At 34.3% G+C, this 24,107-nt stretch carries 26 protein-coding genes and 1 pseudogene; 16 read left to right on the top strand and 11 right to left on the bottom strand.

Translation table 11 applies throughout. The annotated features are described in order from the left end of the window. The 5 genes and pseudogenes from ACIQZ2_RS10155 to ACIQZ2_RS10135 all read right to left on the bottom strand — a co-directional run. Window positions 1–631 (bottom strand): annotated as a pseudogene (locus ACIQZ2_RS10155) (glutamate synthase subunit alpha); the annotation flags it as partial. Window positions 632–836: 205 nt separating this feature from the next. Next, the gene (locus ACIQZ2_RS10150) at window positions 837–1,271 is read right to left on the bottom strand and encodes an STAS domain-containing protein (RefSeq protein ID WP_395768743.1); all 435 of its coding nucleotides are present in this window, start codon (window positions 1,269–1,271) and stop codon (window positions 837–839) included. Window position 1,272: 1 nt separating this feature from the next. Further along, window positions 1,273–2,199, bottom strand: coding sequence for a phosphoribosylaminoimidazolesuccinocarboxamide synthase (locus ACIQZ2_RS10145; RefSeq protein WP_395768742.1), 927 nt, complete (start codon window positions 2,197–2,199; stop codon window positions 1,273–1,275). Window positions 2,200–2,210: 11 nt separating this feature from the next. Further along, window positions 2,211–2,729 carry a hypothetical protein gene (locus tag ACIQZ2_RS10140; protein WP_395768741.1) on the bottom strand — a complete coding sequence of 173 codons (519 nt, stop codon included), beginning with the start codon at window positions 2,727–2,729 and terminating at the stop codon, window positions 2,211–2,213. 2 nt (window positions 2,730–2,731) lie between these two features. Next, window positions 2,732–3,178 carry a hypothetical protein gene (locus ACIQZ2_RS10135; protein ID WP_395768740.1) on the bottom strand — a complete coding sequence of 149 codons (447 nt, stop codon included), beginning with the start codon at window positions 3,176–3,178 and terminating at the stop codon, window positions 2,732–2,734. Between the two features lie 291 nt (window positions 3,179–3,469). Between ACIQZ2_RS10135 and ACIQZ2_RS10130 the strand changes: the two genes are divergently transcribed. Together ACIQZ2_RS10130 and ACIQZ2_RS10125 are read left to right on the top strand one after the other, a co-directional pair. Then, on the top strand, window positions 3,470–4,681 hold the full coding sequence (locus ACIQZ2_RS10130; protein ID WP_395768744.1) for a pyridoxal phosphate-dependent aminotransferase: 1,212 nt from the start codon (window positions 3,470–3,472) through the stop codon (window positions 4,679–4,681). Beyond that, a complete protein-coding gene (locus ACIQZ2_RS10125; RefSeq protein WP_395768739.1) occupies window positions 4,678–5,415 on the top strand; it encodes a queuosine precursor transporter in 738 nt (245 codons plus the stop codon). The genes ACIQZ2_RS10130 and ACIQZ2_RS10125 overlap by 4 nt, the downstream gene beginning before the upstream one ends. Here ACIQZ2_RS10125 and ACIQZ2_RS10120 read toward each other — a convergent pair. Continuing rightward, window positions 5,412–6,149 carry an RNA methyltransferase gene (locus ACIQZ2_RS10120; RefSeq protein WP_395768738.1) on the bottom strand — a complete coding sequence of 246 codons (738 nt, stop codon included), beginning with the start codon at window positions 6,147–6,149 and terminating at the stop codon, window positions 5,412–5,414. The genes ACIQZ2_RS10125 and ACIQZ2_RS10120 overlap by 4 nt on opposite strands. Before the next feature lie 72 nt (window positions 6,150–6,221). On the opposite strand from ACIQZ2_RS10120, the gene ACIQZ2_RS10115 reads away from it, so the two are divergent. Next, window positions 6,222–8,447 (top strand): BamA/TamA family outer membrane protein, encoded by a 2,226-nt coding sequence (locus tag ACIQZ2_RS10115; RefSeq protein WP_395768737.1) that lies wholly within the window; start codon window positions 6,222–6,224, stop codon window positions 8,445–8,447. A 4-nt stretch (window positions 8,448–8,451) separates the two neighbouring features. Here the strand turns inward: ACIQZ2_RS10115 and ACIQZ2_RS10110 are convergent, their stop codons facing one another. From ACIQZ2_RS10110 to sucC, 5 genes are read right to left on the bottom strand one after another with little or no spacing between them, the layout of a single operon-like run. Beyond that, the gene (locus ACIQZ2_RS10110) at window positions 8,452–9,408 is read right to left on the bottom strand and encodes a transketolase family protein (protein ID WP_395768736.1); all 957 of its coding nucleotides are present in this window, start codon (window positions 9,406–9,408) and stop codon (window positions 8,452–8,454) included. Window positions 9,409–9,417: 9 nt separating this feature from the next. Next, window positions 9,418–10,275 (bottom strand): transketolase, encoded by an 858-nt coding sequence (locus tag ACIQZ2_RS10105; RefSeq protein WP_395768735.1) that lies wholly within the window; start codon window positions 10,273–10,275, stop codon window positions 9,418–9,420. A gap of 10 nt (window positions 10,276–10,285) precedes the next feature. After that, window positions 10,286–10,723 (bottom strand): thioredoxin-dependent thiol peroxidase, encoded by a 438-nt coding sequence (gene bcp / locus ACIQZ2_RS10100; RefSeq protein WP_395768734.1) that lies wholly within the window; start codon window positions 10,721–10,723, stop codon window positions 10,286–10,288. 1 nt (window position 10,724) lies between these two features. Further along, window positions 10,725–11,336 (bottom strand): fumarylacetoacetate hydrolase family protein, encoded by a 612-nt coding sequence (locus ACIQZ2_RS10095; protein WP_395768733.1) that lies wholly within the window; start codon window positions 11,334–11,336, stop codon window positions 10,725–10,727. Window positions 11,337–11,342: 6 nt separating this feature from the next. Then, window positions 11,343–12,533, bottom strand: a complete 1,191-nt coding sequence (gene sucC, locus ACIQZ2_RS10090) for an ADP-forming succinate--CoA ligase subunit beta (protein ID WP_395768732.1) — start codon at window positions 12,531–12,533, stop codon at window positions 11,343–11,345. A 96-nt stretch (window positions 12,534–12,629) separates the two neighbouring features. Between sucC and ACIQZ2_RS10085 the strand changes: the two genes are divergently transcribed. The 13 genes from ACIQZ2_RS10085 to ACIQZ2_RS10025 form a co-directional block, all read left to right on the top strand. Next, window positions 12,630–13,283: an ABC transporter ATP-binding protein gene (locus ACIQZ2_RS10085; protein WP_395768731.1), complete on the top strand. Its 654-nt coding sequence runs from the start codon at window positions 12,630–12,632 to the stop codon at window positions 13,281–13,283. Window positions 13,284–13,340: 57 nt separating this feature from the next. Next, a complete protein-coding gene (miaB, locus tag ACIQZ2_RS10080; protein ID WP_395768730.1) occupies window positions 13,341–14,756 on the top strand; it encodes a tRNA (N6-isopentenyl adenosine(37)-C2)-methylthiotransferase MiaB in 1,416 nt (471 codons plus the stop codon). 11 nt (window positions 14,757–14,767) lie between these two features. Further along, window positions 14,768–16,057, top strand: a complete 1,290-nt coding sequence (locus tag ACIQZ2_RS10075) for a sigma-54 interaction domain-containing protein (RefSeq protein ID WP_395768729.1) — start codon at window positions 14,768–14,770, stop codon at window positions 16,055–16,057. Continuing rightward, window positions 16,035–16,541 (top strand): LptE family protein, encoded by a 507-nt coding sequence (locus ACIQZ2_RS10070; RefSeq protein ID WP_395768728.1) that lies wholly within the window; start codon window positions 16,035–16,037, stop codon window positions 16,539–16,541. The genes ACIQZ2_RS10075 and ACIQZ2_RS10070 overlap by 23 nt, the downstream gene beginning before the upstream one ends. Next, a complete protein-coding gene (locus ACIQZ2_RS10065; RefSeq protein ID WP_395768727.1) occupies window positions 16,541–17,062 on the top strand; it encodes a hypothetical protein in 522 nt (173 codons plus the stop codon). Before ACIQZ2_RS10070 ends, ACIQZ2_RS10065 begins: the two co-directional genes overlap by 1 nt. A 2-nt stretch (window positions 17,063–17,064) precedes the next feature. Further along, a complete protein-coding gene (secG, locus tag ACIQZ2_RS10060; protein WP_395768726.1) occupies window positions 17,065–17,400 on the top strand; it encodes a preprotein translocase subunit SecG in 336 nt (111 codons plus the stop codon). Between the two features lie 111 nt (window positions 17,401–17,511). After that, window positions 17,512–17,790, top strand: coding sequence for a co-chaperone GroES (gene groES, locus ACIQZ2_RS10055; RefSeq protein ID WP_315575528.1), 279 nt, complete (start codon window positions 17,512–17,514; stop codon window positions 17,788–17,790). Between the two features lie 32 nt (window positions 17,791–17,822). Beyond that, on the top strand, window positions 17,823–19,451 hold the full coding sequence (groL, locus tag ACIQZ2_RS10050; protein ID WP_395768725.1) for a chaperonin GroEL: 1,629 nt from the start codon (window positions 17,823–17,825) through the stop codon (window positions 19,449–19,451). Window positions 19,452–19,514: 63 nt separating this feature from the next. Then, window positions 19,515–20,045 (top strand): 5'-3'-deoxyribonucleotidase, encoded by a 531-nt coding sequence (locus ACIQZ2_RS10045; protein WP_395768724.1) that lies wholly within the window; start codon window positions 19,515–19,517, stop codon window positions 20,043–20,045. Next, window positions 20,042–21,181 carry an MFS transporter gene (locus tag ACIQZ2_RS10040; RefSeq protein WP_395768723.1) on the top strand — a complete coding sequence of 380 codons (1,140 nt, stop codon included), beginning with the start codon at window positions 20,042–20,044 and terminating at the stop codon, window positions 21,179–21,181. The genes ACIQZ2_RS10045 and ACIQZ2_RS10040 overlap by 4 nt, the downstream gene beginning before the upstream one ends. Window positions 21,182–21,188: 7 nt before the next feature. Beyond that, on the top strand, window positions 21,189–22,046 hold the full coding sequence (locus ACIQZ2_RS10035; RefSeq protein WP_395768722.1) for a helix-turn-helix domain-containing protein: 858 nt from the start codon (window positions 21,189–21,191) through the stop codon (window positions 22,044–22,046). 72 nt (window positions 22,047–22,118) lie between these two features. Further along, window positions 22,119–23,429, top strand: coding sequence for a sugar porter family MFS transporter (locus ACIQZ2_RS10030; protein WP_395768721.1), 1,311 nt, complete (start codon window positions 22,119–22,121; stop codon window positions 23,427–23,429). Between the two features lie 3 nt (window positions 23,430–23,432). Beyond that, window positions 23,433–24,107 (top strand): GntR family transcriptional regulator (locus ACIQZ2_RS10025; protein WP_395768720.1); only part of this gene is annotated, 675 nt, incomplete at its 3' end.

Here is a 24,107-nt window from a genome sequence, read left to right as displayed (position 1 = left end):
CTTGTAAGGTAGTTAACATTCCCTTGTAAATTATCGTACGACATGACAAGGAAGTAAAATAAAACTTATCCTCTAATGATGGTATGGTTTCATTTAATAATCGGGTAACGTATTGTCTAAAAATATACAACTTACGTTCAAATTCTATCTCACTATTGCAAGTCTCAGGACGTTCAATAAATAACTGTTGAATAGAAGGCTCAGCATTACCCGAGTCTGCTCCTTGAATATCACGATTATCTACTGGCACTATTCGATAGCCAATTAGACGAAGATTCAACTTTTTCGCCTTTCTCTCGATAACTTCTTTACACTCTTTAATTAAATTTTCATTTTGTGGAAAAAAAATCATACCAACTCCATAATTTCCAAGAGCTGGTAAAGAGAAGCCCAAATTACGCGATTCTTCCAGAAAGAATTCATGTGGAATCTGTAGCAGTACACCTGCCCCATCTCCTGAATTTGGATCGCAACCACATGCGCCCCGGTGATCCATGCGAATCAGCATACGAAGTGAATCTTGAACAATACGATGGGATTTAATCCCTTTCATACTCGCTACAAAACCGATACCACACGCATCATGTTCAAATTCTTTTCTGTAAAGACCCTCACCGGACAAGTTATTCATAATAATATATAATTATTCCAACAAAAAATAAAAGATTGCACTTTGAGATTAATTGTAATCTTTACGAATATTCAATAGAATACCCCAGTATTTCAAATTTAACTAAAAATAAATTTGGCTAAAATCAATTATTACAAAATAATATACTGAATTAACAAATATCACTTTTGCGATATAATTATTCTCAAAATTATCCTATTCTTAATCAATAATCATCTCCATAATCTGCACCATCGATGCCATATTCGTCCGTATTGGCATCAGATTCATCTTCAAAATCATTTTCAAGATCATTAAGATAAATGGCATCTACTCCCTCTTGCACGGTATTCATTATTGTCAAATTTTCAATCTTTGCTTGATCCAAGCGCTCTACAAGTTCTTCGTCTTTAGAAACAACAACAAATAATCCTAATTCATTGGTGCAAATTTTAGTAGCCTTACGAATAGATGAAACACCAAAACCATCGAATTGCTGAACTTTGGAGATATTTAATATCATATTGGTGTATTCTTTTTTAAAAAGAATACGCACCGCCAATTCTAGTTCTTCATAATTTTCTTGAATTAGGCTATCTCCTAGCCAATCAATTAATGCATAACTTTCATTCTGTTCTAGTTGGTAAAATTTTGTTGACATATTAAATATATAATGAAATTTGATTATAAATATTCTCTACGTAATTAGAAGCTAAGCTTTCTTTTATAAACTTCTTGCCCGTAATTTCTTCATAAAGAAGAATATAACGTTCAGAAATTTGATTAACGAATTCATCATTAATTTCAGGCACATTTTGACCTTCCTTACCTTGAAAATTGTTTGCAATCAACCATTCGCGTACAAATTCTTTAGAAAGTTGCTTTTGTGGTTCCCCTTTTTCAAATAAAGTCTGATAAGGCTCCTTATAAAAATATCGTGAAGAATCTGGCGTATGGATTTCATCCATCAACATGACTGAACCGCCATGAAAACCAAATTCGTATTTTGTGTCAACCAGGATTAAATTCTTCTCATTAGCCATTTGTTGACCACGCTCAAACAATGCTAGTGACTTTAGTATAAGTTCATCCATTACAGCTGAAGAAACTATATTTTGTTGGACTATCGCTTCAATAGAAATATCTTCATCATGCCCTTTTACAGCCTTCGTTGTAGGTGTAATAATAGGATTCGGCAATTTTTGATTTTCCAAAAGACCTTCTGGTAATTTAACCCCACAAACAATTCTTTTTCCAGATTTATACTCTCTCCACAAATGACCTACTAAATATCCTCTTACCACCATTTCTATAGGAATAGGTTTACACGCTAAGCCAAAAGCCGCATTGGGAGCAGGAGATGCCAGTAACCAATTAGGTACAATATCAGAAGTTGCTTTTAAAAAATGAGCAGCTAATTGATTCAAAACCTGACCCTTGAATGGAATTTCTTTGGGTAATACAACATCAAAAGCTGAAATACGATTTGAAGTAATCATTAATAAGTGATTACCAAAATAGTAAACATCACGTACTTTACCACGATAAAAGGATTCTTGCTTAGGAAATTCCAACGGAGATTTTGACATACTTATGTATTTTAAAAAAGTGTTTTTTCTTTGCGCTTCATCAATTCTAGTAAATTCATAGCATCCTTCAAATACATTTTATTTGAAGTTGTTACATTTACTTTTTGAGATTTTAGCTGATTTTGTTCGGGAATTTTTTCTTTGATGATTTCATATATTTTGATAATCGAATCTGTCGAATTAGTTTCTTGAAGGCTCAACTTTGTAAATTCTATGGAATTCTCAAAATCACGATTTTGATAAAGCAACAAAGATTTCACAACACGATCTTCTAAATTCCTCGCGGTAAAATCAGCTTGCAAACTTGATTTATTTTCTTTGATTGATAGGATTCTATCTATCCTAACGACATCATTATTTGTAAAGATGCTATTAACTTGCAAATACTTTATTAATTGTAAAGCCTCCTTATAGTTTTTACTAGCAATGTGCTGATTAACTAGACGTATCTTAGTGTTGTATTGAAAATTACTTTCAGCAAGAAAAGTCTGAAAAAACAAAACAACAATATAAAAATAGGTTGTAAACACGCTTATATTTTAAGGATACGGTATTTTAAACCGAGGTCAATAGTCAACAAAAATAATATCAAAAATAATAAATAATGTAGCATATTTGACGAGATTAATTCATTATCCTCGTCGAGTAAATGCAATAAATTGAAATCCTCTTGATTAGAATCACTCAACTTCCATTGTTGACCTTCTAAATGAAATAATTCAATATGATTTAAAGGAGTAATATCTACCTTAAACACCTTATGAATTTCTGGAAGCGCAACTTTTCTTGCACGTTCAATTTTCAATAAATGACTAAAAGTAGTTTCGGAAGTTGAAGGAATATAAACATGAAACTTTTTATTCCTCAAATCATACACTAACAATTCTATCTGACTAAATTTTGATTCACCTATTCTGGTAAGGATGTTAATGGCATCATCCTCCGATAAAGAAAAATTTTCAGTTTTGTTTGATTGCACGACAAAAATTGCTTTAGGCAAAGAAACATCTTGTTTGAAAGTAAAATGAAAATAAAAATTTGACAGAATTAAAAACAAAATAAGGATAAGGGATCTAATAAGTATTTTTAGTAACAACAAACCCGAAATGTTAATTTTACCTATCGTAATTCTACGGTATCGGTAGTATTGGAATCCGATGGTAACTATAAATACCATCACAATAATGTAAATATTGTTCTTAAAAATCATGCTGTATGCAAAGTAACTATCAAAAGTAAATTACTATTTTTACATTTCTATTACAATTTGATGGATATATACAAAAGTACACGTTTAGATAATCTGAAATACGAGATAAGAGGTCCTGTCTACGAAAAAGCCATTGCTTTACAAAATCAAGGATACAAAATCACTTCACTGAATATTGGTAATCCAGCAGCATTTGGTTTCGAAACACCAGATGAAATAGTTCACGATATTATTGTTAATATTCGTAATGCTCAAGGATACGTAGATTCTCGCGGATTATTTGCCGCTAGAAAGGCTGTTATGCAATACTACCAAAACCAAGGTGTTAAAAGCATAATGATCGAGGATATTTATATTGGTAATGGAGTAAGTGAATTAATTTCCTTGGTACTAACCGCCCTATTAAATGCCGATGATGAGGTTTTAATACCTTCGCCAGACTATCCTTTGTGGACAACTGTCGTTGGTTTAGCCGGTGGCAAAGCGGTTCATTATAAATGTGATGAGGAGGCTAATTGGAATCCCAGTATACGTGATATTGAATCAAAAATAACCTCCAAAACTAAGGCTTTGGTAATAATAAACCCCAATAACCCTACTGGAGCCGTATATACAAAAGAGACCATCGATAGAATTGTTAAACTTGCCGAGAAACACAAATTACTTTTATTTGCGGATGAGATTTACGACAAGATCCTGTATGACAATCAGCAGCATCATTCTGCTGCAGGATTAAGCGATGATATTTTGATATGTACTATGGGTGGTTTATCAAAAAACTATCGAGCTGCAGGATTCAGAGGTGGTTGGATGATTTTGACTGGCGCAAAACATAAAGCTAAAAGTTATATTGAGGGTTTAAATTTTTTATTTAGTACGCGTTTATGTGCTAACGTGATCACCCAAGTTGGTATACAAACAGCATTAGGCGGTTATCAATCCATTAATGACCTCGTTCTGCCTACTGGACGTTTAGCTCGTCAAATGAATTTAGCCCATGAAAAAATAAATTCTATACCTGGCGTAACATGTGTTAAACCTCAGGGTGCACTTTATTTGTTTCCTAAGTTTGATTTATTGCAATTTGATTTTGAAGATGATAATCATTTTGTAATGTCATTATTAGAAGAACAAAAAATACTAGTCGTGGGTGGACAAGGATTTAACTACCAAGAGAAAGACCATTTTCGTATTGTTTTCCTACCTCATGTAGAGCAATTAACTGTTGCATTGGATAAAATTGCCCTACATTTTGATAATCATCGAATATGATTTTTCATCAATTTTCACGAAAGCAAAAATTATTTATATTTCTTTTTGGAATATTTCTAACGAATGCGATTATCGCTGAAATTATAGGCGTGAAAATCGTAAGTATCGAAAGAAGTTTAGGTTTTCAACCTTTACATTTACCTACATTTTGGGGAACATCTTGGGATTTAAATCAAACCGCCGGGGCATTGAATTGGCCTATTGTTTTTATTGTATCAGACATCATTAATGATTACTTTGGGAAAAAAGGCGTTAAATTTATCTCCTATACTACGGCAGGATTAATTGCATATGCCTTTATTATTATTTACCTCGCTACCTTATTAATACCGGCAGATTTTTGGATTGAGACCAATAGAGGTGAAACCAATTTCAATATTAATGATGCTTTTAGTCGTATTTTTCGTCAAGGCCTCGGAATAATTACTGGATCATTACTTGCATTTTTAGTAAGTCAAATAACTGATGCAATTGTATTCGAAAAGATAAAAACAAAAACAGGCTCTAAAATGATTTGGTTACGTGCTACTGGATCTACGTTAATATCACAATTAATTGACAGTTTTTTGGTAATCGGTGTGGCATTTTACTTATTTGGCAACTGGTCTTTAGGACAATGGTTTAATGTATCCTTAAATAATTACCTGTATAAATTTGTGATTGCAATCCTTTTTACGCCTGTTTTGTATTTAGCACATTATGCAATCGAGTCCTATCTCAGCAAAGAAGATTAATTGCGCTTTAGGTTATCTAAAAAGATAGCTGTTGATATACCAGCATTAAGTGACTCAGCCATTCCATATCTTGGAATGGTAACTTTTTGGGTAATGTATTTCATGTTTTCTTCTCTAATACCGGTAGATTCATTACCGAATAGTAGAAATACAGAATTTGGAAATTTGGTACTATGCACATCAGAACCTTCAAGTAAGGCTCCTAAGACAGGAATACTAGGGTTGGATTCAAACACCTCAGCTAATTCTTGATACTGAAAATTAACTCGTACATATGAGCCCATGGAGGCTGAAATAGTTTTTGGGTTAAAAAAATCGGTACAATCAGGAGATAGTAATATTTGCTTTACGCCATACCAATCACATATACGGATAATAGTTCCCAAGTTTCCAGGGTCACGAATTCCATCCAAAACAACAGTTACTTCGTTAGAATACGTTAAATCAAAAGAAAAATACTTCATCGATACAACTGCAAAACCAAACGTATTGGTTACGAGTGATGATAACTTAGTAATATTGGTTTCATCTTCAATGTATACATCTACTTGCTTGATGAGTTCCGTATATTTAGCAGCTTGCCAATCTGAAATCACTAGAAATTCAATGGGCACTTTTGAATTAACTAATTCCAATATGGCCTTCTCCCCTTCTACCAAAAATAATTGATTATCAATTCTTCCTTTTTTAGAATGTAGGGAATTAATTAACTTTATTTGTCTATTCGTTAGCATTAAGAAATTGTGAAAAAGGTATACGCTGTATTGGTCTTTAGTTTATGGTTCATTTGTAATTCATGTCAATCCTTGACATCGTATCAATTGCCGAGTAATACCGTTCACAAAATTTCTCTTAAAGGAAATAAATTATTGTCTACGGAGGATATAAAAGCAAATATAAGTGGATTAAAAGAAAGTAATAAGTCTTTCCTGTTTATTCGTCTAAATTCTTACCTAAATAGAAAACGGTTTAAAAAAGATTCGTTAGGTATTAAACAATCATCATTACAATTTTTCAAACGGGCACCTTCCTTGGTAGATACCAATGAAATAGCCAATATCCAGGGTAATTTATTAACATTTTATCGAAAAAATGGATTTTTAAGACCACAATTAACTGTTCAAATTTCCAACAAGAACGAAAAGAAAAGCATAGAATATAAAATTTCCGAAGGGCAGCAAAGTGTTTTTTCAACTCAAGATTCATTAATTGTTGATAATCCTCAGATTGCTACTTCTTTAGCATCCTACATGGAAACGAAAAGTTTAATTAAAAAAGGAAACGCACTCTCTATCAATTTAATTAACCAACAGAAAGACGCTTTAACCAATTATTTTAGAAATAAAGGATACTTTTATTTCAATCCGGAGGTTATTGGTATTCACCTTAACGATTTAAAGGATACTACCTTGTCGAAGGTAAATCTTGTGTATAAAATACCCGCCTTAAATTATGTTAATTCTGAATCAAGAAGATATGATCAAGTTTTCAGATTTGGTACATTGAAAATAGATGAGACTAGTCTAAATCAAGCTGATGAATCAAGTACTTGGGTTAAGAAATCCATAAATTCTAATCAACTTAAAAGAATTATAAATTTTAAAGAAGGTGACTTGTATTCTTTGGAGAAAGTTAACCAATCGTTGTTAAACATATATGCTACTGACCAGTTTAAAACTGTCAACTTAACCTTTGATACAAGTGCTACTAAAGTTTATCCTAAAATTGAATTAGTAAAAAACAATAAATATACCTTTTCTTCCGAGGTAGGTGGAAGTGTGTTCCGTGGTATACCTGGTCCATTTATATCCAATTCTTTCAAGATTCGTCAAGTCTTCTCCTATCTTGATTATTTAGATTTTACCGGTAGAATAGGTTTTGAAGCACAAACTGGCTTTATCAATACAGAAACCACAAGAAAGAATCTAGAATTTAATCTATCAAGTACGTTAAATCTTCCTTCACTTTTTATACCTAAAAAATTTGATCGGTGGAAGACAAATTTAACGGCATCTCAAACCCAAGTAGGTCTTGGTTTCGATTACATTGACCGCCCTGAATACAGCCGAACAAATTTGAGGTTGTTTCAACGGTATAATTGGAGAAAATCAACAAACAAATATTTTCAATTATCCTTAGTTGATTTAAACTTATTAAATACAAACTATCCGAGTACACCTACATCTACTGCTTTTATTGATTACTTAGAGGAATTACGTTTACAAGGAAATAATTTATATCGAAGTTTTAATCCAAGTTTTGTTTCTAGCATTAACTTCCAGTATAATTACCGCTCTTTTATCCCTACAAATATTCTAAATAACGGCCAATCATTACTTATAAATCTAGAATCAGGAGGAACAAGTTTAAACTTATTGCAAAATAAAAAATTGGCGTTCATAGAAAATATGTTTGGGCAAAATCAAGAAATTTTATTTTACCGTTACCTCCGTATGAATTTTGATTACCGTAAATATAGAATGCTTGGAAAAAGGTTAAAAAGTCAATTGGCGTTTAAACTCAACGCCGGAATTGCCTATGCCTACGGTACTGAGAATAATTTTGAATTGCCGTACGAGAAAAACTTCTTTATAGGTGGCCCAAGCAGTATTAGAGCTTGGAAACCAAGAAGGCTAGGCCCAGGTGGTTACAATGCCTCCAGTAATTTAATCGAACAACCAGGGAGTATGATTATTGAAAGTTCGATTGAATATAGATTTCCAATTATACAGTTTTTAGGAAAAATAAATGGAGCATTGTTCATAGATGCTGGAAATATATGGAATATCAATCATGGACAAGGTAATAACGTGGGTTACTTTAATGTAAATACATTTTTGAATGAAATAGCTGTAGGTACAGGTTTCGGCGTACGGTGGGATTTTGACTATTTTTTATTACGACTTGATTTAGCTTCAAAAGCGATAAATCCAGCTTACACCTCAAAAGAAAAATGGGTTCTCCCAAAAACTTCATTTAGCAGTGGAGAGAACCCAATTGAATTTAATATAGGGATTGGTTACCCTTTTTAGTTACTTATTTTTTTCTGCTGATAGCTTTAATTGCCTTATCAACAATTGATTGTGCATTCAACCCATACTTCTCCATTAAATCGGCTGGTTTACCCGATTCGCCAAATGAATCATTTACACCCACAAATTCTTGAGGCGTTGGTAAATTCAAAGCCAAATATTGGCCAATCGAATCACCTAAACCTCCATTTATCTGATGTTCTTCAGCAGACACCAAACATCCTGTTTTTAAAACAGATGCATGAATAGCTTGTGTATCCAACGGTTTAATCGTGTGTATATTTATAACTTCAGCGTGAATGCCTTTTTCTTTTAATATCTCGGCTGCAACAATCGCTTCCCACACCAAATGTCCAGTAGCAAAAATACTAACATCGTTACCTTCAATTAAATGAAGTGCTTTACCAATCTCAAACTTTTGATTTTCAGGCGTAAATACAGGAACAACAGGCCGTCCAAAACGTAAATAAACAGGGCCTTCATATTCTGCAATAGCTATGGTCGCTGCTTTTGTTTGATTATAATCACAAGGATTAATTACCACCATGCCTGGCAACATTTTCATCAAGCCGATATCTTCCAAAATTTGATGCGTAGCACCATCCTCCCCTAGTGTTAAGCCAGCATGTGAACAAGCAATCTTAACATTTTTTCCTGAATAGGCTACTGATTGACGAATTTGATCATAAACACGCCCAGTACCAAAGTTGGCAAATGTCGTAGCATATGGTATGTACCCACCAATCGCGAGACCTGCCGATAATCCAATCATATTAGCCTCAGCAATTCCAGTTTGAAAAAAACGTTCAGGTGAATTTTTAATAAAAGCCTCCAACTTCAAAGAACCAATTAAATCAGCACAAAGAGCTACCACTTTAGGGTTATTAAGACTCAAATACTCCATTCCGGCTCCAAAGCCAGAACGTGTATCTTTTTTAGTATCGTAGGTAAATAAAGCCATTTTTATAAATTAATAATCTCCCAAAGTTTCTTCTAATTGACCTAAAGCAGCAGCAAGTTGCTCATCATTAGGCGCTACTCCATGCCATTTGTGACTATGCATCATAAAATCTACTCCCGCACCCATTTCGGTCTTCATTATAACCATAACAGGTTTATTATTAACGAGTATAGACTTGGCTTGTTGAATTACCGTAGATAATGCTTCCATATCATTTCCATCAACACGCAAAACTTGCCAACCAAAAGCTTTATATTTTGCTTCCAAATCAAGGTTATTCATTACCTTTTCAGTAGGACCATCAATTTGTTGGCCATTCTCATCAATAAAAGCAATTAGATTATTTATTCCATGGTGTGGCGCATACATAGCTGCTTCCCAAACCTGACCTTCATTCTGCTCACCATCACCCATTAGGCAATAAACAAGGGAAGAATCACCATTTAATCTTTTTGCTTGTGCAACACCGATTGCTACACTTAAACCCTGACCTAAAGATCCCGATGCTATTCTTATCCCTTCTAAATGTTCATGAGGTGTAGGATGGCCTTGTAAACGGGAATTTAATTTCCTAAAACTGGCTAATTCTGAAACAGGAAAATAACCACGACGAGCTAAAACACTATATAACAAGGGCGATATGTGTCCATTTGAAAGAAAAAACACATCTTCATTTAGGCCATTCATATGAAACTCAACATTTCCCGTTGAATCAGTGCGTAAATTCATTGAATTAAAATACAACTCAACTAATAAATCAGTGCAACCGAGAGATCCCCCGGGGTGCCCAGATTGACATCCATGTACTTGACGTAAAATATCTCGGCGTACCTGAGATGCTACTTTTTGTAATTCTGTTTTTTGCATAATAATTCAATCAGTGGATTTGCTCCGTATGACTCTTAGTATCCACCTTCGTTATAATATCGCTAATTACTCCTTTTTCATCAATGAGAAACGTGGTCCGCGCTATGCCCATATAGCTTTTTCCATACATTGACTTTTCTACCCATACGCCAAATGCTTCTACAATCTGATGTGACTCGTCTGAAATTAAAGGAAATTTCAATTGAAATTTTGAAATAAACTTATCGTGAGACTTATTTGAATCTGTACTAACGCCAATTACCTGATAGCCCTTGGCAGTTAAGTAATCTAAATTTTCATTTAAATTACACGCTTGAGCCGTACATCCTGGTGTATTATCTTTGGGATAAAAATACAGTACCGTCTTTTTGCCAATAAGTACTTGTTTATTCCCTGAAGAATCTATGAATTCTGTAATGGGAGTTGTAGAGCCAATGTTTAATGCCATATTACTTAATTGCTAATTCAAATAATTTATTTCCTTGTAATAAGCCAGTTAATTGATCACCTTTCTGAACCGGACCAACACCTGCTGGAGTACCCGTAAATATATAATCACCTGTTTTCAGTGTAAAATATTGTGAAATATCAGCAATCAATTCACAAATATTCCAAATCATTAAATCTGAATCTCCCTTTTGAACCGAAACATTATTTTTCAATAATTCGAAATCAATGGAATTCGTAAAATCAGATTCAGTAAGCGGCCGTAATGTTGACACAAAAGCTGAACCATTAAATGCCTTCGCTTTTTCCCATGGTAAACCCTTATCTTTTAACCTACTTTGTATATCCCGGGCAGTAAAATCAATACCTAAGCCAACAGCGTCAATATACTTATGAGCAAACTCAGCTTGAATGTTTTTACCCACTTTAGCAACACGAAATACTAATTCTAACTCATAATGTACATCAGTAGAAAACGCGGGATAATAAAAAGCTTGTGAGGCGTCTAATAAGGCAGTATCAGGTTTGATAAAAATTACAGGATCAGTAGGCTTATCATTTGATAATTCTTTAATGTGATCAACGTAATTTCTACCCACACAGATAATCTTCATTAGACACTATTTTAAAACCTCTGAAACCAATCTAGCCGCATCTTTCAACAAAACTGCCGAGAATACTTTCAAACCCGAGTTGTTAATAATAGCAGCCCCTTCTTCAGCATTTGTACCTTGTAAACGAACAATGATTGGAATATTAATTTCTCCTATATTCTTGTATGCTTCAACCACACCATTAGCAACACGATCACAACGAACGATTCCGCCAAAAATGTTAATCAAAATTGCCTTAACGTTTGGATCTTGCAAGATAATACGAAATCCTGCCTCAACGGTCTTAGCATTTGCTCCACCCCCTACATCTAAGAAGTTTGCAGGATCACCACCTGACAATTTAATGATATCCATCGTCGCCATAGCTAAACCAGCACCGTTAACCATACAACCCACATTACCATCCAATTTTACGTAATTCAAATCATTTTCAGAGGCCTCTACTTCCAAAGGATCCTCTTCCTCAATATCACGCAGAAGAGCTAAGTCTTTGTGACGATATAATGCATTATCGTCCAAATTAACTTTTGCATCAACCGCTAATATTTTATCATCAGAAGTTTTCAATACCGGATTAATCTCAAACATGGATGAATCAGTCTCAACATAAGCACGGTAAAGTGATTGAATAAACTTAACCATTTCTTTAAAGGCTTGACCACTCAGTCCCAACATAAATGCTACCTTACGCGCTTGAAAATCTTGCAACCCAACACGCGGGTCGATCCACTCCTTTATTATCTTCTCAGGTGTATGTTCAGCCACTTCCTCTATATCCATACCGCCTTCAGTTGAAGCCATAATTACGTTGCAAGCACGCCCACGATCTAACAATATAGAGATATAATATTCCTTAGGCTCAGAATCGCCTGGATAATACACATCCTCACTAATTAATACCTTATTTACCTTTTTACCCTCCGGACCAGTTTGGTGAGTAATTAGCTGCATCCCTAATATCTGGGATACTTTTTCTTTAACCTCATCTAAATTCTTCGCTAGTTTAACACCACCACCTTTACCACGACCACCTGCGTGTATTTGTGCTTTTACAACAAACCAACCAGTACCAGTTTGCGCTTTCAATGCCTCAGCTGCCGAAATCGAATCCTCGATTTTATCGATAACTATTCCTTCTTGAATTCTTACCCCGTAGCCTTTAAGAATTTCTTTTGCTTGGTATTCGTGAATATTCATTTAGTAAAAATTTTAATTTCGTGAAATTACTATTTATTTGCTAAAGTTTTAAAAAGTTCGCTCATCTCTTTTAAATTCTCAAAAAAAGCCAATAAAATGTTAGAATTAAAAAACATTTCCAAATCCTACGGAACCCAATTGATTCTTAACAATATAAATTTGACGGTAGAAAAAAATGAATTGGTATCAATATTGGGGCCATCAGGTTCAGGTAAAAGTACGCTATTACAGATAATTGGACTTTTATTAAAACCCGATTCTGGTAGTGTTACATTGAATGGAACCTCGTATGAAGGGTTAAAAGAAAGTGCACTAGCGAACTTTCGCAATTTACAGTTAGGTTTTGTATTCCAATTCCATAATTTGTTAGGTGAATTTACCTGCGCCGAGAATATAAAGTTTCCGCTCTTTATTCGCGAGAGGCAAATTACAGATGAACAAACGCAATATTTCGAAGAAATTATTCAGCATTTAGGCATTTCTCACCTAGTCGAAAAATATCCAAGTCAACTTTCTGGTGGAGAGCAGCAACGTGTTGCTGTTGCGCGCGCATTAATAAATAAACCTGCTTTACTTTTAGCAGATGAGCCTACTGGAAATCTTGATAATAAAAATGCAGAATCATTGTATGAGTTGTTTTTACAGGTAAAACAAACCTATGGTCAACAAATCATTATGGTAACACACAATGAGTCATTAACCAAACAATCAGATCAAGTTATTTACTTAAATTCTGGTATACTTCAATAGTATTCTCTGACAAAATGTCATAACTTTGCAAGTCAATTAGCAGTCTTTATTAATTCTATGCAAGCGTTAAAGGTTTTATCTACGGAGGAAAAAGAAGCATTGGATTCACCAAGAATTTCAACCGATTTTACGCAAACAAATGTTTTGGGTAAAGTGTACATCGAAAGCTATGGATGTCAAATGAATTTCGCAGATTCAGAAGTTGTAACATCCATTTTAATCAACAAAGGCTATGGCACAACCTCTGATATTTCAGAAGCTGATACCATTTTATTAAATACATGTGCGATTCGCGACAATGCTGAGAATAAAATACGACATAGATTACAAGCTTTCAAAGCTATTAAATCTAAAAAACCGGATGTTACTATCGGTATTTTAGGATGTATGGCAGAAAGGCTCAAAACAAAACTTATCGAAGAAGAAAAGCTCGTAGATTTAGTTGCTGGGCCGGATGCATATCGAGATTTACCCAATTTATTGGACCAGATTGAAAATGGGCAAAAGGCTATCAATGTTTTTCTTTCCAAAGAAGAAACTTATGGTGATATTGAACCTGTAAGATTGCATTCCAATGGCGTTGGAGCATTTGTAAGCATCATGCGTGGCTGTGATAATATGTGTTCATTTTGTGTCGTACCTTTTACTAGAGGAAGAGAGAGATCCCGCGATTTATCCTCTATTCTTTATGAATGTACCCAACTATTTAATCAAGGTTATAGAGAAATAAACCTTTTAGGTCAAAATGTAGATTCATACCATTGGAAGAATCCTTCGACAAATGAATCGGTTAATTTTGCTCAATTGCTTGAAAAAACAGCACTAATCAATACCGATTTACGTATTCGTTTTTCAACTTCTCATCCAAAAGATATAACAGATGAAGTGCTTTATACCATGGCTAAGTATGAAAATATTTGTAAAAATATTCATCTTCCAGCTCAAAGTGGTAATAATCGAATATTGGAATTGATGAATCGCACCTATACACGCGAATGGTATTTAGGGCGCATTAAGGCGATTCGTGATATATTAGGCGAAGATTGCGGTATTTCACATGATATTATTGCAGGGTTTTGCACAGAAACAGAAGAAGAACATCAAGATACCTTAGCGTTACTTGAGGAAGTAAAATATGACTTTGGCTATATGTTTACTTATTCTGAACGCCCAGGAACACCCGCAGCTAAAAAATATGCCGATGATATTCCAGCTGAAGTTAAATCAAAAAGACTCAGTGAAATAATTGACTTACAGCGCAAACATTCAGGGTATCGAAATGAAAGATTAATTGGACGTGTTGAAAAAGTGCTTGTGGAAGGAAATTCTAAGAAATCAAATCTTCATCATTATGGAAAAACTGACTCAAACAAGGTGGTGGTATTTCCTAAAAGAGATGAAAGCATCGGAGAATATGTGCAAGTTAAAATTTTATCCTGCACAACGGGAACTTTAATTGGTGAAATTGTATAAATACAATATCAATGGAAACAAGTCATTTAACAGCTATAAAAGCGCGATTTGGGATTATTGGGAATTCCCCTTCCCTTTTGCATGCCATATCAATTGCGGAACAAGTTGCACCTACTGACATGACCGTTCTAATTACTGGCGAAAGTGGATCAGGAAAAGAATCTTTTTCTAAAATTATTCACTCACTTTCCAAGCGAAAACATGGTCAATTTATTGCAGTAAACTGTGGAGCCATTCCAGAGGGAACAATTGATTCAGAATTGTTTGGACACGAAAAAGGATCATTTACCGGTGCCATTGAAGCAAGAAAAGGATATTTTGAAGTTACGGATGGAGGAACAATTTTTTTAGATGAAATTGCAGAAATGCCCTTGGGTACTCAAGCTAGATTATTAAGAGTTCTAGAAAATGGTGAATTTTACCGCGTCGGATCATCAAAAGTTCAAAAAACCAATACTCGGGTCGTTGCAGCTACCAATTTAAATTTACAAGATGCCATTAGCAGAGGTAAATTCAGAGAAGATTTATATTATCGATTATGTACCGTTCCCATCTATGTTCCACCCTTAAGAGAACGAGGACAAGATATTGAACTATTATTCAGAAAGTTTACTACAGATTTTTCAGAATCGCATCGGGTAAAACCTATTTCATTAACCAATGAGGCGAAAGTGTTATTACAAAAGCAACATTTTCCGGGTAATATTCGCCAACTTAAGAATTTAGCAGAGCAAATTTCTGTTTTGGAGATTGGAGATCGTATCGTAGATGAAGAAAAGTTACAAGAATATTTAGCATTTAATGAACCCAAAATAAAATCAAACGTAGTAAAAACTGATTTCTTTCAAAGTACCGAAGGAATAAATGAACGGGAGATATTGTATAAAATTTTATTTGATTTAAAGCGTGATGTAACTGAATTAAAAAAGATACTATTAAAAGTTATTGAATCCGGGAATAATGCAGGGTATGATATCGTTAGCGAAAATCCATCTTTATTTGCTGATTTAAAAAATTCAGATGAATTCAACAAAGGTTTGGCTTTGCCTATGCAGCGAATTGAAGAGCCAATTGTTGAAGTTTCTTATGCCCATGAAGATCCTATAGATTCCCATTACGAAGAAGTAATATCACCGAGTCAGGACGTAACGCTCTCATTAGAAAAACAAGAAAAAGAAATTATAATTAAAGCGTTAAAGAAGAATAAAAATAAAAGAAAACATGCAGCTAGAGATTTAGGGATTTCTGAGCGTACTTTATATCGTAAAATCAAACAATATGATTTGGAAGATTTGGCCTAAAAATATTATAGGCTTACTTTTTATTTGGGGATTACAAGGATGTTACAGCTTTAAAGGTGCTAGTCTTTCGGCTGATATTAAGACGATTCAAATTAATAATATTCGTTTGGAAATTGCTGGTGGCCCAACTAATTTAGGATTAACAGTTAATGAGCAGTTAAAAGAATATTTCCAAAGAAATACAACGCTAAAATTAACCAATCAAAATCCCGATTTACTTCTAGAAGGCACCATCGTTGGATTTGAATTAACTCCACAAGCTCCAACTACAGACGATAAAGCGGGATTAAATAGATTAACTATGCGGATTAACTTCAGCGTAAGTAATCGATTAGATGATACTAAGAATTTTGAACAGGAGTTTTCATTTTATCAAGACTTTCCACAAAATCAAACATTAACTCAAGTTGAAAAGTCATTAATTCCCAAATTAACCGATCAAATAATTTTGGATTTGTTCAATAAAATAGCTGGAGATTGGTAATGGAAAAGAATAAGGCACAACAATTATGGTATTTCTTAAATCGTTTTGATCGAGAAGACGCAGAAGCTGTTGCATTTATTTTGGGGGATCAAGAAGTATATCCATTCTTTTATTTATTAAATTGGAATTTTAACCAAGGAGATTCTAATGCACGAAAAACAGCATTATGTTCACCCATCCGAAGACATTTTCATGATGTTCATTATAATGCACCTGAAGTAAACAAAGGATTGTTTGTTGAAAACAATCAATCAGATATTATTGAAGAATTTTTAAAAAATCTCCCCTCATTACCTAGACCAAAAAAAGGACAATCTGTTGAGGAATATAATTCTTCAGAAGACCTTTCCGAAATAGATTGGACCCCACCTGTATCAGAAACCTTCGCCATTATTTTAGTTAAGCAGCAAAAATATCAACAAGCAATTGATATATATGAGCAATTAATCTTGGCAAAACCTGAAAAAAGGCTTTACTTTGCAACTCGAATTTCAGAATTAAAACAAATTATAAACGAATAGATATGTTTACGCTATTAATTTCCCTTATTGTCCTTTTTTCAGTGTTGCTAATTATTTTGATTTTAGTACAAAATCCTAAGGGAGGAGGAATCAGTGGAGAGTTTGGTTCAGCAGGTGCTACGCAAATGTTTGGCGTTCAAAAAACAGGTGATTTAGTTGAACAATTGACTTGGGGGTTTTCCATAACAATATTGATTTTGGTTTTAGTAACCAACTTTACCGTATCAAATGGTACTACAGATTCAGCGCAATCTGTGAACGTAGAAAAAGCATCATCGAAAACCGTTCCGGTAGCTCCTGCTCCTATGTCTCCAACACCAGCACCCGCAAAAAAATAATTAGCTGACAATTTTTCAGTCTTTAATGCGTGGCATACATGTTGATTATGTAGTCACGCATTTCTGTTTTAAATAGGAATTACAAGTTACTAATCTTAAATTTTTTATAACATGTCAAAATTAACTATCAAACCATTAGCGGATCGCGTTATCGTTGAACCTGCTGCTGCGGAAGAAAAAACAGCATTTGGAATCATTATTCCGGATACTGCAAAGGAAAAGCCACAAAAAGGAATCATTGTAGCTGTTGGAAATGGGAAAAAAGATGAGCCTATTACTGTTAAGGTAGGCGATGAAGTATTGTATGGCAAATACTCTGGAACTGAAATCACGATTGAAGGAAAAGATTATTTAATCATGCGTGAGTCTGACATTTTTGCAGTATTGTAATTTATTTAAACCTAAAATCATTTTAATATATCATGGCAAAGGAATTATATTTCGATAGCGAAGCGCGCGAAAAGATGAAAAGAGGGGTCGATACCCTTGCGAATGCTGTTAAAGTTACTCTAGGACCTAAAGGTCGTAATGTAATTATTGATAAGAAATTTGGATCTCCATCAATTACTAAGGATGGTGTTTCAGTTGCAAAAGAAATTGAATTGGAGGATCCTGTTGAGAACATGGGAGCGCAATTAGTAAAGGAAGTAGCTTCTAAAACCGCTGACCAGGCTGGTGACGGTACAACAACTGCTACAGTATTAACACAAGCCATCTATACAATTGGTTCAAAAAATGTAGCTGCAGGTGCGAATCCAATGGATCTTAAGAAAGGTATTGAGAAAGCAGTAGAGGCAATTGTAGCCAATTTAAAAGGCCAATCTCGTCCAATTACAACTTCCAATGAAATTGCACAAGTGGCTACTATTTCAGCTAATAACGATTTTGAAATAGGCACAATGATTTCATCGGCCATGGATAAAGTTGGTCGTGAAGGTGTGATAACCGTTGAAGAGGCACGCGGCACAGAGACTGAAGTAAAAACAGTGGAAGGTATGCAATTTGATCGTGGATATTTATCTCCATACTTTGTTACTAATACTGAGAAAATGGAAGTAGAATTGGAAAAGCCTTTCATTTTAATTTCAGAGAAAAAAGTTTCTTCAATGAAGGAATTACTTCCTGTTTTAGAAAGTGTTGCTCAAACAGGTCGTCCTTTGTTAATTATTTCTGAAGATGTAGATGGAGAGGCATTAGCGACGCTAGTAGTAAATAAGATTAGAGGTGCATTGAAAGTTGCTGCAGTAAAAGCTCCAGGATTTGGTGACCGCCGCAAAGCTATGTTGGAAGATATAGCCATCTTAACAGGCGGAACCGTTATTTCTGAAGATCGTGGATTCAAGTTAGAAAACGCAACTATTGAATACTTAGGTCAAGCTGAGAAAATTATCATTGATAAAGACAATACAACTGTTGTTAATGGCGCAGGTTCAGCAGATGATATCACAAACCGTGTTAATCAAATCAAAGCTCAAATAGAAAATACGACCTCTGATTATGATCGTGAAAAACTACAAGAGCGTCTTGCAAAATTATCAGGTGGTGTAGCTATTCTTTACATTGGAGCAGCTACAGAAGTTGAAATGAAGGAGAAAAAGGATCGTGTTGACGATGCCTTACATGCTACACGTGCGGCCGTTGAAGAAGGTATAGTTGCCGGTGGTGGCGTTGCTTTCATTCGTGCAATTAGCTCATTGGATGGACTGAAAGGAGAAAACGAAGATCAAACAACAGGTATTAACATCATTCGTCAAGCGGTAGAGTCTCCATTGCGGACAATTGTTGCTAATGCTGGTGGTGAAGGATCCGTTGTAATCAATGCAGTAAAGGCGGGGAAAGATGATTATGGATACAACGCTCGCGAAGATAAATATGAAAATATGATTGCCGCGGGAATCATTGACCCTACTAAGGTTACACGTTTAGCATTGGAAAACGCAGCATCAATTGCTGGATTGTTATTAACTACTGAATGTGTTATCGCAGACAAACCTGCTAATGAAGCACCGCACTCACATGCTCCTGGTGGAGGAATGGGTGGCATGATGTAATCATACATTAGAAATTTAACTTAAAACTCCCCATATTTGGGGAGTTTTTTATTTTAAGCCTTTATGAAAAGAATAGCAATTGATATGGATGACGTAATGGCGGATACATCTGTCAAAATCATTCAATGTATAAATGAGCGGGTGCATAGTGAATATTCGTATGAAGGTTTAATTACTTCATCAAGTGAAGAGAAACAAGCCTTCTATGATATCTATATGGCAAATAATGATTTTTTATGGGAACCCGGTTTTTTTGCTGATATTCCTGTGAAAACTGATGCCGTCGAGGTTATTCAATCTCTGATGGACCATTATGAAATATTCATTGTATCAGCTGCCACTGAATTTCCTAATTCTTTGAAGGAAAAACTTACTTGGATGAATATGCATTTTCCTTTTATTAGTTGGAAAAACATTGTTTTTTGTGGTCATAAACATATGATATCAGCTGATTATTTAATCGATGACCACGAAAATAATTTAAAGACATTTACCGGAACCCCACTCCTATTTACAGCGCCACATAATTTACATATACAAGAATATGAGCGTGTAAATTCTTGGCTAGACGTAAAATCCAGACTTTTGTCATGACAAAAATTGTCAAAAATCGCTTCAGCATAGGTATATTATTCCTTTTGTGTGGTTTAAATTTTGCTACATGGGCTACTCGTATCCCGGATTTTAAAGATTTTTTGTCGTTATCAGATTCAGCATTAGGCACTATTTTAATGGGACTGCCATTGGGCTCGTTGGTTTCATTGCCTTTAGCTGGTTGGCTTATTTCATTATTTAACTCTCGGATAATCTGTATTGTGGCTGTATTGCTTTATATAATTATTATACCAGTCATAGGCTTAAGTAATAGTTCATATATGTTGTTTGCCTGTCTCTTTTTATTTGGTATGGCTGGGGACATTTTAAATATTGCCATGAATACACAAGTGGTAGCTTTAGAAGCTAAAATGAATAAAATTATCATGTCTTCTTTTCATGCAGTTTTTTCTATTGGTTTAATGCTTGGATCAATCATTGGTGGCTATCTATCTCGACATGGATATGATTTCCAAACACATTTTAATATTATAGCTTTCGTAAACCTGCTTAGTATTCCAATTTTTGTGCCTAATCTGCTACACGGTGAACTGAATGAGAAAAATAAAGAATCACCCACTACTTCTTTTTGGAATCTAGGTTCATATTTAACGATTTTAGCGCTGGTAGCTTTCTGTGGTATGCTATGTGAAGGCGCTATGGCTGACTGGATTACTTTATATTTTAAAGAAAATGTAACAAATTCATTTTATGCCAATACCATTGGCTTTTCAGCTTTCGCATTGGCAATGGTTATTGGGAGGCTAAGCGGTGATTATGTGTCTCATAAATTTGGTGTAAAAAATGTATTAATGCTTAATGGCATTTTAATCAGTTTAGGCATGGTGATAAACCTGTTTATTCCCCAAATAGAAATTAAAATAATAGGTTGTTTTTTAACTGGACTGGGTATATCTACCATTGTTCCTTTGATTTATTCTGAAGCAGGCAATCAAAAAAATATTGCCCCATCAATAGCTATTGCCGGTGTTTCGACAATTGCATACATTGGATTTTTAATTGGACCTGTCGTAATAGGTTATATAGCTGACTATTTTGATTTACAAAAAGCAATGAGTCTATTAATCATTCTAGGATTTACCGCGAGTACTGTGGCAAAAAAATATATTAAATAGCTAAGAGATGTTAATACACTACAAAAAACCTGAAGGTATTCTAGCTAATTATATAGACCATTTTTGGGAGAAAAAAATGGAAAATGCAAGTGATATTCCCTATGCAATAGAAACTATATTTCCTGAAGACCAAGTTGTAATTACATTCTCCCTGGGAAATACCTATTTCCGAGCTGTACAAACGCCAAGTGAATTTAGTCCCATTGAAGGTGCACTTATTGAGTCTTTGCATACATTTCCTACCTATTACAAACATCAAGTTGGCAACCACATTTTTGGTATTAAATTTAAACTAGGCGGTTTAGCATGTTTTAGCGAAATTTCATTTAAAAATTTTGTTAACACCAATATTGGATTAAATCAGTATTTAGGGAGTGATTCCAACGGTCTTTTACTTAATCTAAAATCTAAAATAACGTTTGAAGAGCGGATAAAGATATTTGAAACATTTATCACCCCGTTAATTCTACCACATCGAATTAAAAAATGGGAAAGACTTCAACAGTTTGTTGATATATTAGAAACTGAAAAGGAAATAAACGCAGCGCTATATAAAACAATAACTCGGACATTCATTGAGTTAACAGGAATTACGCCAAAAGACTATCTTCAAATTAGGCGCATCAATCAATCACTAGCGTATTTTGCTCAAAACAAAAGCTCAAAAAATCAAGAATTAGCTGATCTTTTGGGTTTTTATGATACTGCCCATTTCAATCATACATTTAAAAAATTTACAGGAATTACGCCTCAATCATTCGTCTCAGAAATTGAAAAAATGGAACCCAATGAGTTTATTGATGAGTTTAAACAATACATCTCTCCAGAGCATCTATTATATTACTCATCTAAAAAGCATTCTTAATACCAAATAGTCCAATTATTACAAAGGATTATCTTGAAATGTTTGCTAATTTAAAGTACAAATTAAGTTTCTATGAATAAGTATGTGATTTTTTGGTCCATCACAGTGGGATTAGGTGGAATGTTGTTTGGTATGGATATGACGGTGATTTCAGGTGTTGAAAAAACAATCAAGGAATTATGGCAATTAGATGATTGGACACACGGTTTTGCGATGGCCACCGCTTTGTATGGGACGGTGATAGGAGCAGCATTTGGCGGGATACCGGCTGATAAGTTTGGACGGAAGAAAACACTATTTTGGATTGGATTAAGTTTTTTAATTTCGTCGATAGGAGCTGCTTTAGCAAACGATGTTGCCAGTTTCATGATTTTTCGATTTTTAGGAGGACTAGGTATTGGCGCTTCCTCCGTAGTGGCTCCGATATATATATCTGAGATTGCTCCCGCCAAACACCGTGGAAAACTTGTTATTTCGTTTCAACTTAATATCGTGTTGGGAATATTAATAGCCTATGTTTCAAATTATTTTTTAAATGGATTAGGAGAAAATGATTGGAGGTATATGTTGGCTATTGTAGCACTTCCAAGTCTATTATTCTCCATTCTGATTTTATTTACTCCTGAAAGTCCTACTTTCCTTTTATTGCAACGCAACGACTTAGCAAATGCTAAAAAAATACTGTCATTGGTCGATACAGAAACTGATGCTACGATTAAACGAATACTAGAAAAAAAGTCTGAATCAATACAAAATGAAAATGTATTCACCAAGAAATACTATAGACCTTTGTTATTAGCCTTTTTATTTTCATTTTTCAATCAAGTATCAGGCATCAATGCCGTTTTATACTATGCACCTAGAATTTTCGAAAAAGCGCATTTAGACAAATCAAGTGCTTTATTGCAATCAGCTGGCATTGGAGTGACAAACTTGATTTTTACCTTGTTAGGCTGGTATTTTATTGATCGTGTCGGAAGGAAAGTTTTAATGTACGTTGGCTCACTAGGCTATATAATTTCCTTGTCTTTAATTGCCTTTTCCTTTTATAGTAATTCCTTTGAATGGGTGCCAATCTATATATTTGCATTTATTGCTGCGCATGCTATAGGACAGGGATCCGTAATTTGGGTATTTATTTCTGAAATATTTCCTAATTCAGTTCGGGCAAGTGGAATGGCATGGGGATCACTAACACATTGGGTATTAGCTGCTTTGATAACGAATTTTTTTCCAATTTTTACAACTTTATTTGGTGAGAAATATATCTTTGCTTTTTTTGCATTTATGATGGTGGGCCAATTAGTTTATGTCAAATTTCTTATGCCAGAAACTAAAGGTGCTACTTTAGAAGAAATAGAAAATCAAATTATTATTCATTAAAGCATGATACAATTTGATCCACAAAGTAATAAACCAAAGTACCAACTACTTATTGATAGTATTGTTGATGCGATAGATTCAGGCCAATTAGAACGAGGTAAACAATTGCCATCGATTAATGTTGTGGCAAATGAATTTGGAATGGCGCGGATGACCGTTACTAAAGCCTATGATGAATTGCGAGAGCGTGGCTTAATCAACTCACATCATGGAAAGGGTTTTTATGTTGCATCGACAGACACAAGAAGTGCTTTGAATATCTTTATTTTAATGGATGCCCTTACACCCTATAAAGAGATATTGCTTGAAAACATTTTGGAGTCATTAGGTGAAGGGACAACGCACACTTTATTTTTTCATTATCATGATATTAAGCTGTTTGAAAACCTAATTAATGATAACCTAGGTAAGTATAATCATTACATCATCTTGCCTCATTTTAATATGAGTGTATCCAATATTCTATCCAAAATACCTAAAGATAAACTATTGATCCTCGATATTGATGTGAAAGAATTTGGACCAGATTCTACGATATTGTTCCAGAACTTCGAATCCAATATTTACAATGGCTTAAGCGAATGTTTAGTCAAAATCAAAAAATACCGCTCATTAAATCTTGTATTAAGTAGTAAAAGTTTCCAATATACACCCAAGGGTATTATAAATGGATTTACG

Source organism: Aquirufa sp. (assembly GCF_044342065.1).
GTDB lineage: Bacteria > Bacteroidota > Bacteroidia > Cytophagales > Spirosomataceae > Aquirufa.
Note: the sequence above shows the minus strand (reverse complement) of the source record. Positions and strands in the feature narration are given on the sequence as shown.

Excerpts from the sequence above, each read along its gene's own strand:
- ACIQZ2_RS10045 (WP_395768724.1), top strand. The coding sequence starts at position 19,515 with ATGAAAAGAATAGCAATTGATATGGATGACGTAATGGCGGATACATCT.
- ACIQZ2_RS10150 (WP_395768743.1), bottom strand. The coding sequence starts at position 1,271 with ATGTCAACAAAATTTTACCAACTAGAACAGAATGAAAGTTATGCATTA.
- miaB (WP_395768730.1), top strand. The coding sequence starts at position 13,341 with ATGCAAGCGTTAAAGGTTTTATCTACGGAGGAAAAAGAAGCATTGGAT.
- ACIQZ2_RS10110 (WP_395768736.1), bottom strand. The coding sequence starts at position 9,408 with ATGGCTTTATTTACCTACGATACTAAAAAAGATACACGTTCTGGCTTT.
- ACIQZ2_RS10145 (WP_395768742.1), bottom strand. The coding sequence starts at position 2,199 with ATGTCAAAATCTCCGTTGGAATTTCCTAAGCAAGAATCCTTTTATCGT.
- groL (WP_395768725.1), top strand. The coding sequence starts at position 17,823 with ATGGCAAAGGAATTATATTTCGATAGCGAAGCGCGCGAAAAGATGAAA.
- ACIQZ2_RS10085 (WP_395768731.1), top strand. The coding sequence starts at position 12,630 with ATGTTAGAATTAAAAAACATTTCCAAATCCTACGGAACCCAATTGATT.
- ACIQZ2_RS10095 (WP_395768733.1), bottom strand. The coding sequence starts at position 11,336 with ATGAAGATTATCTGTGTGGGTAGAAATTACGTTGATCACATTAAAGAA.
- ACIQZ2_RS10120 (WP_395768738.1), bottom strand. The coding sequence starts at position 6,149 with ATGCTAACGAATAGACAAATAAAGTTAATTAATTCCCTACATTCTAAA.
- ACIQZ2_RS10125 (WP_395768739.1), top strand. The coding sequence starts at position 4,678 with ATGATTTTTCATCAATTTTCACGAAAGCAAAAATTATTTATATTTCTT.
- ACIQZ2_RS10075 (WP_395768729.1), top strand. The coding sequence starts at position 14,768 with ATGGAAACAAGTCATTTAACAGCTATAAAAGCGCGATTTGGGATTATT.
- groES (WP_315575528.1), top strand. The coding sequence starts at position 17,512 with ATGTCAAAATTAACTATCAAACCATTAGCGGATCGCGTTATCGTTGAA.
- ACIQZ2_RS10070 (WP_395768728.1), top strand. The coding sequence starts at position 16,035 with ATGATTTGGAAGATTTGGCCTAAAAATATTATAGGCTTACTTTTTATT.
- ACIQZ2_RS10130 (WP_395768744.1), top strand. The coding sequence starts at position 3,470 with ATGGATATATACAAAAGTACACGTTTAGATAATCTGAAATACGAGATA.
- sucC (WP_395768732.1), bottom strand. The coding sequence starts at position 12,533 with ATGAATATTCACGAATACCAAGCAAAAGAAATTCTTAAAGGCTACGGG.
- ACIQZ2_RS10040 (WP_395768723.1), top strand. The coding sequence starts at position 20,042 with ATGACAAAAATTGTCAAAAATCGCTTCAGCATAGGTATATTATTCCTT.
- secG (WP_395768726.1), top strand. The coding sequence starts at position 17,065 with ATGTTTACGCTATTAATTTCCCTTATTGTCCTTTTTTCAGTGTTGCTA.
- ACIQZ2_RS10035 (WP_395768722.1), top strand. The coding sequence starts at position 21,189 with ATGTTAATACACTACAAAAAACCTGAAGGTATTCTAGCTAATTATATA.
- bcp (WP_395768734.1), bottom strand. The coding sequence starts at position 10,723 with ATGGCATTAAACATTGGCTCTACAACTCCCATTACAGAATTCATAGAT.
- ACIQZ2_RS10030 (WP_395768721.1), top strand. The coding sequence starts at position 22,119 with ATGAATAAGTATGTGATTTTTTGGTCCATCACAGTGGGATTAGGTGGA.
- ACIQZ2_RS10105 (WP_395768735.1), bottom strand. The coding sequence starts at position 10,275 with ATGCAAAAAACAGAATTACAAAAAGTAGCATCTCAGGTACGCCGAGAT.
- ACIQZ2_RS10065 (WP_395768727.1), top strand. The coding sequence starts at position 16,541 with ATGGAAAAGAATAAGGCACAACAATTATGGTATTTCTTAAATCGTTTT.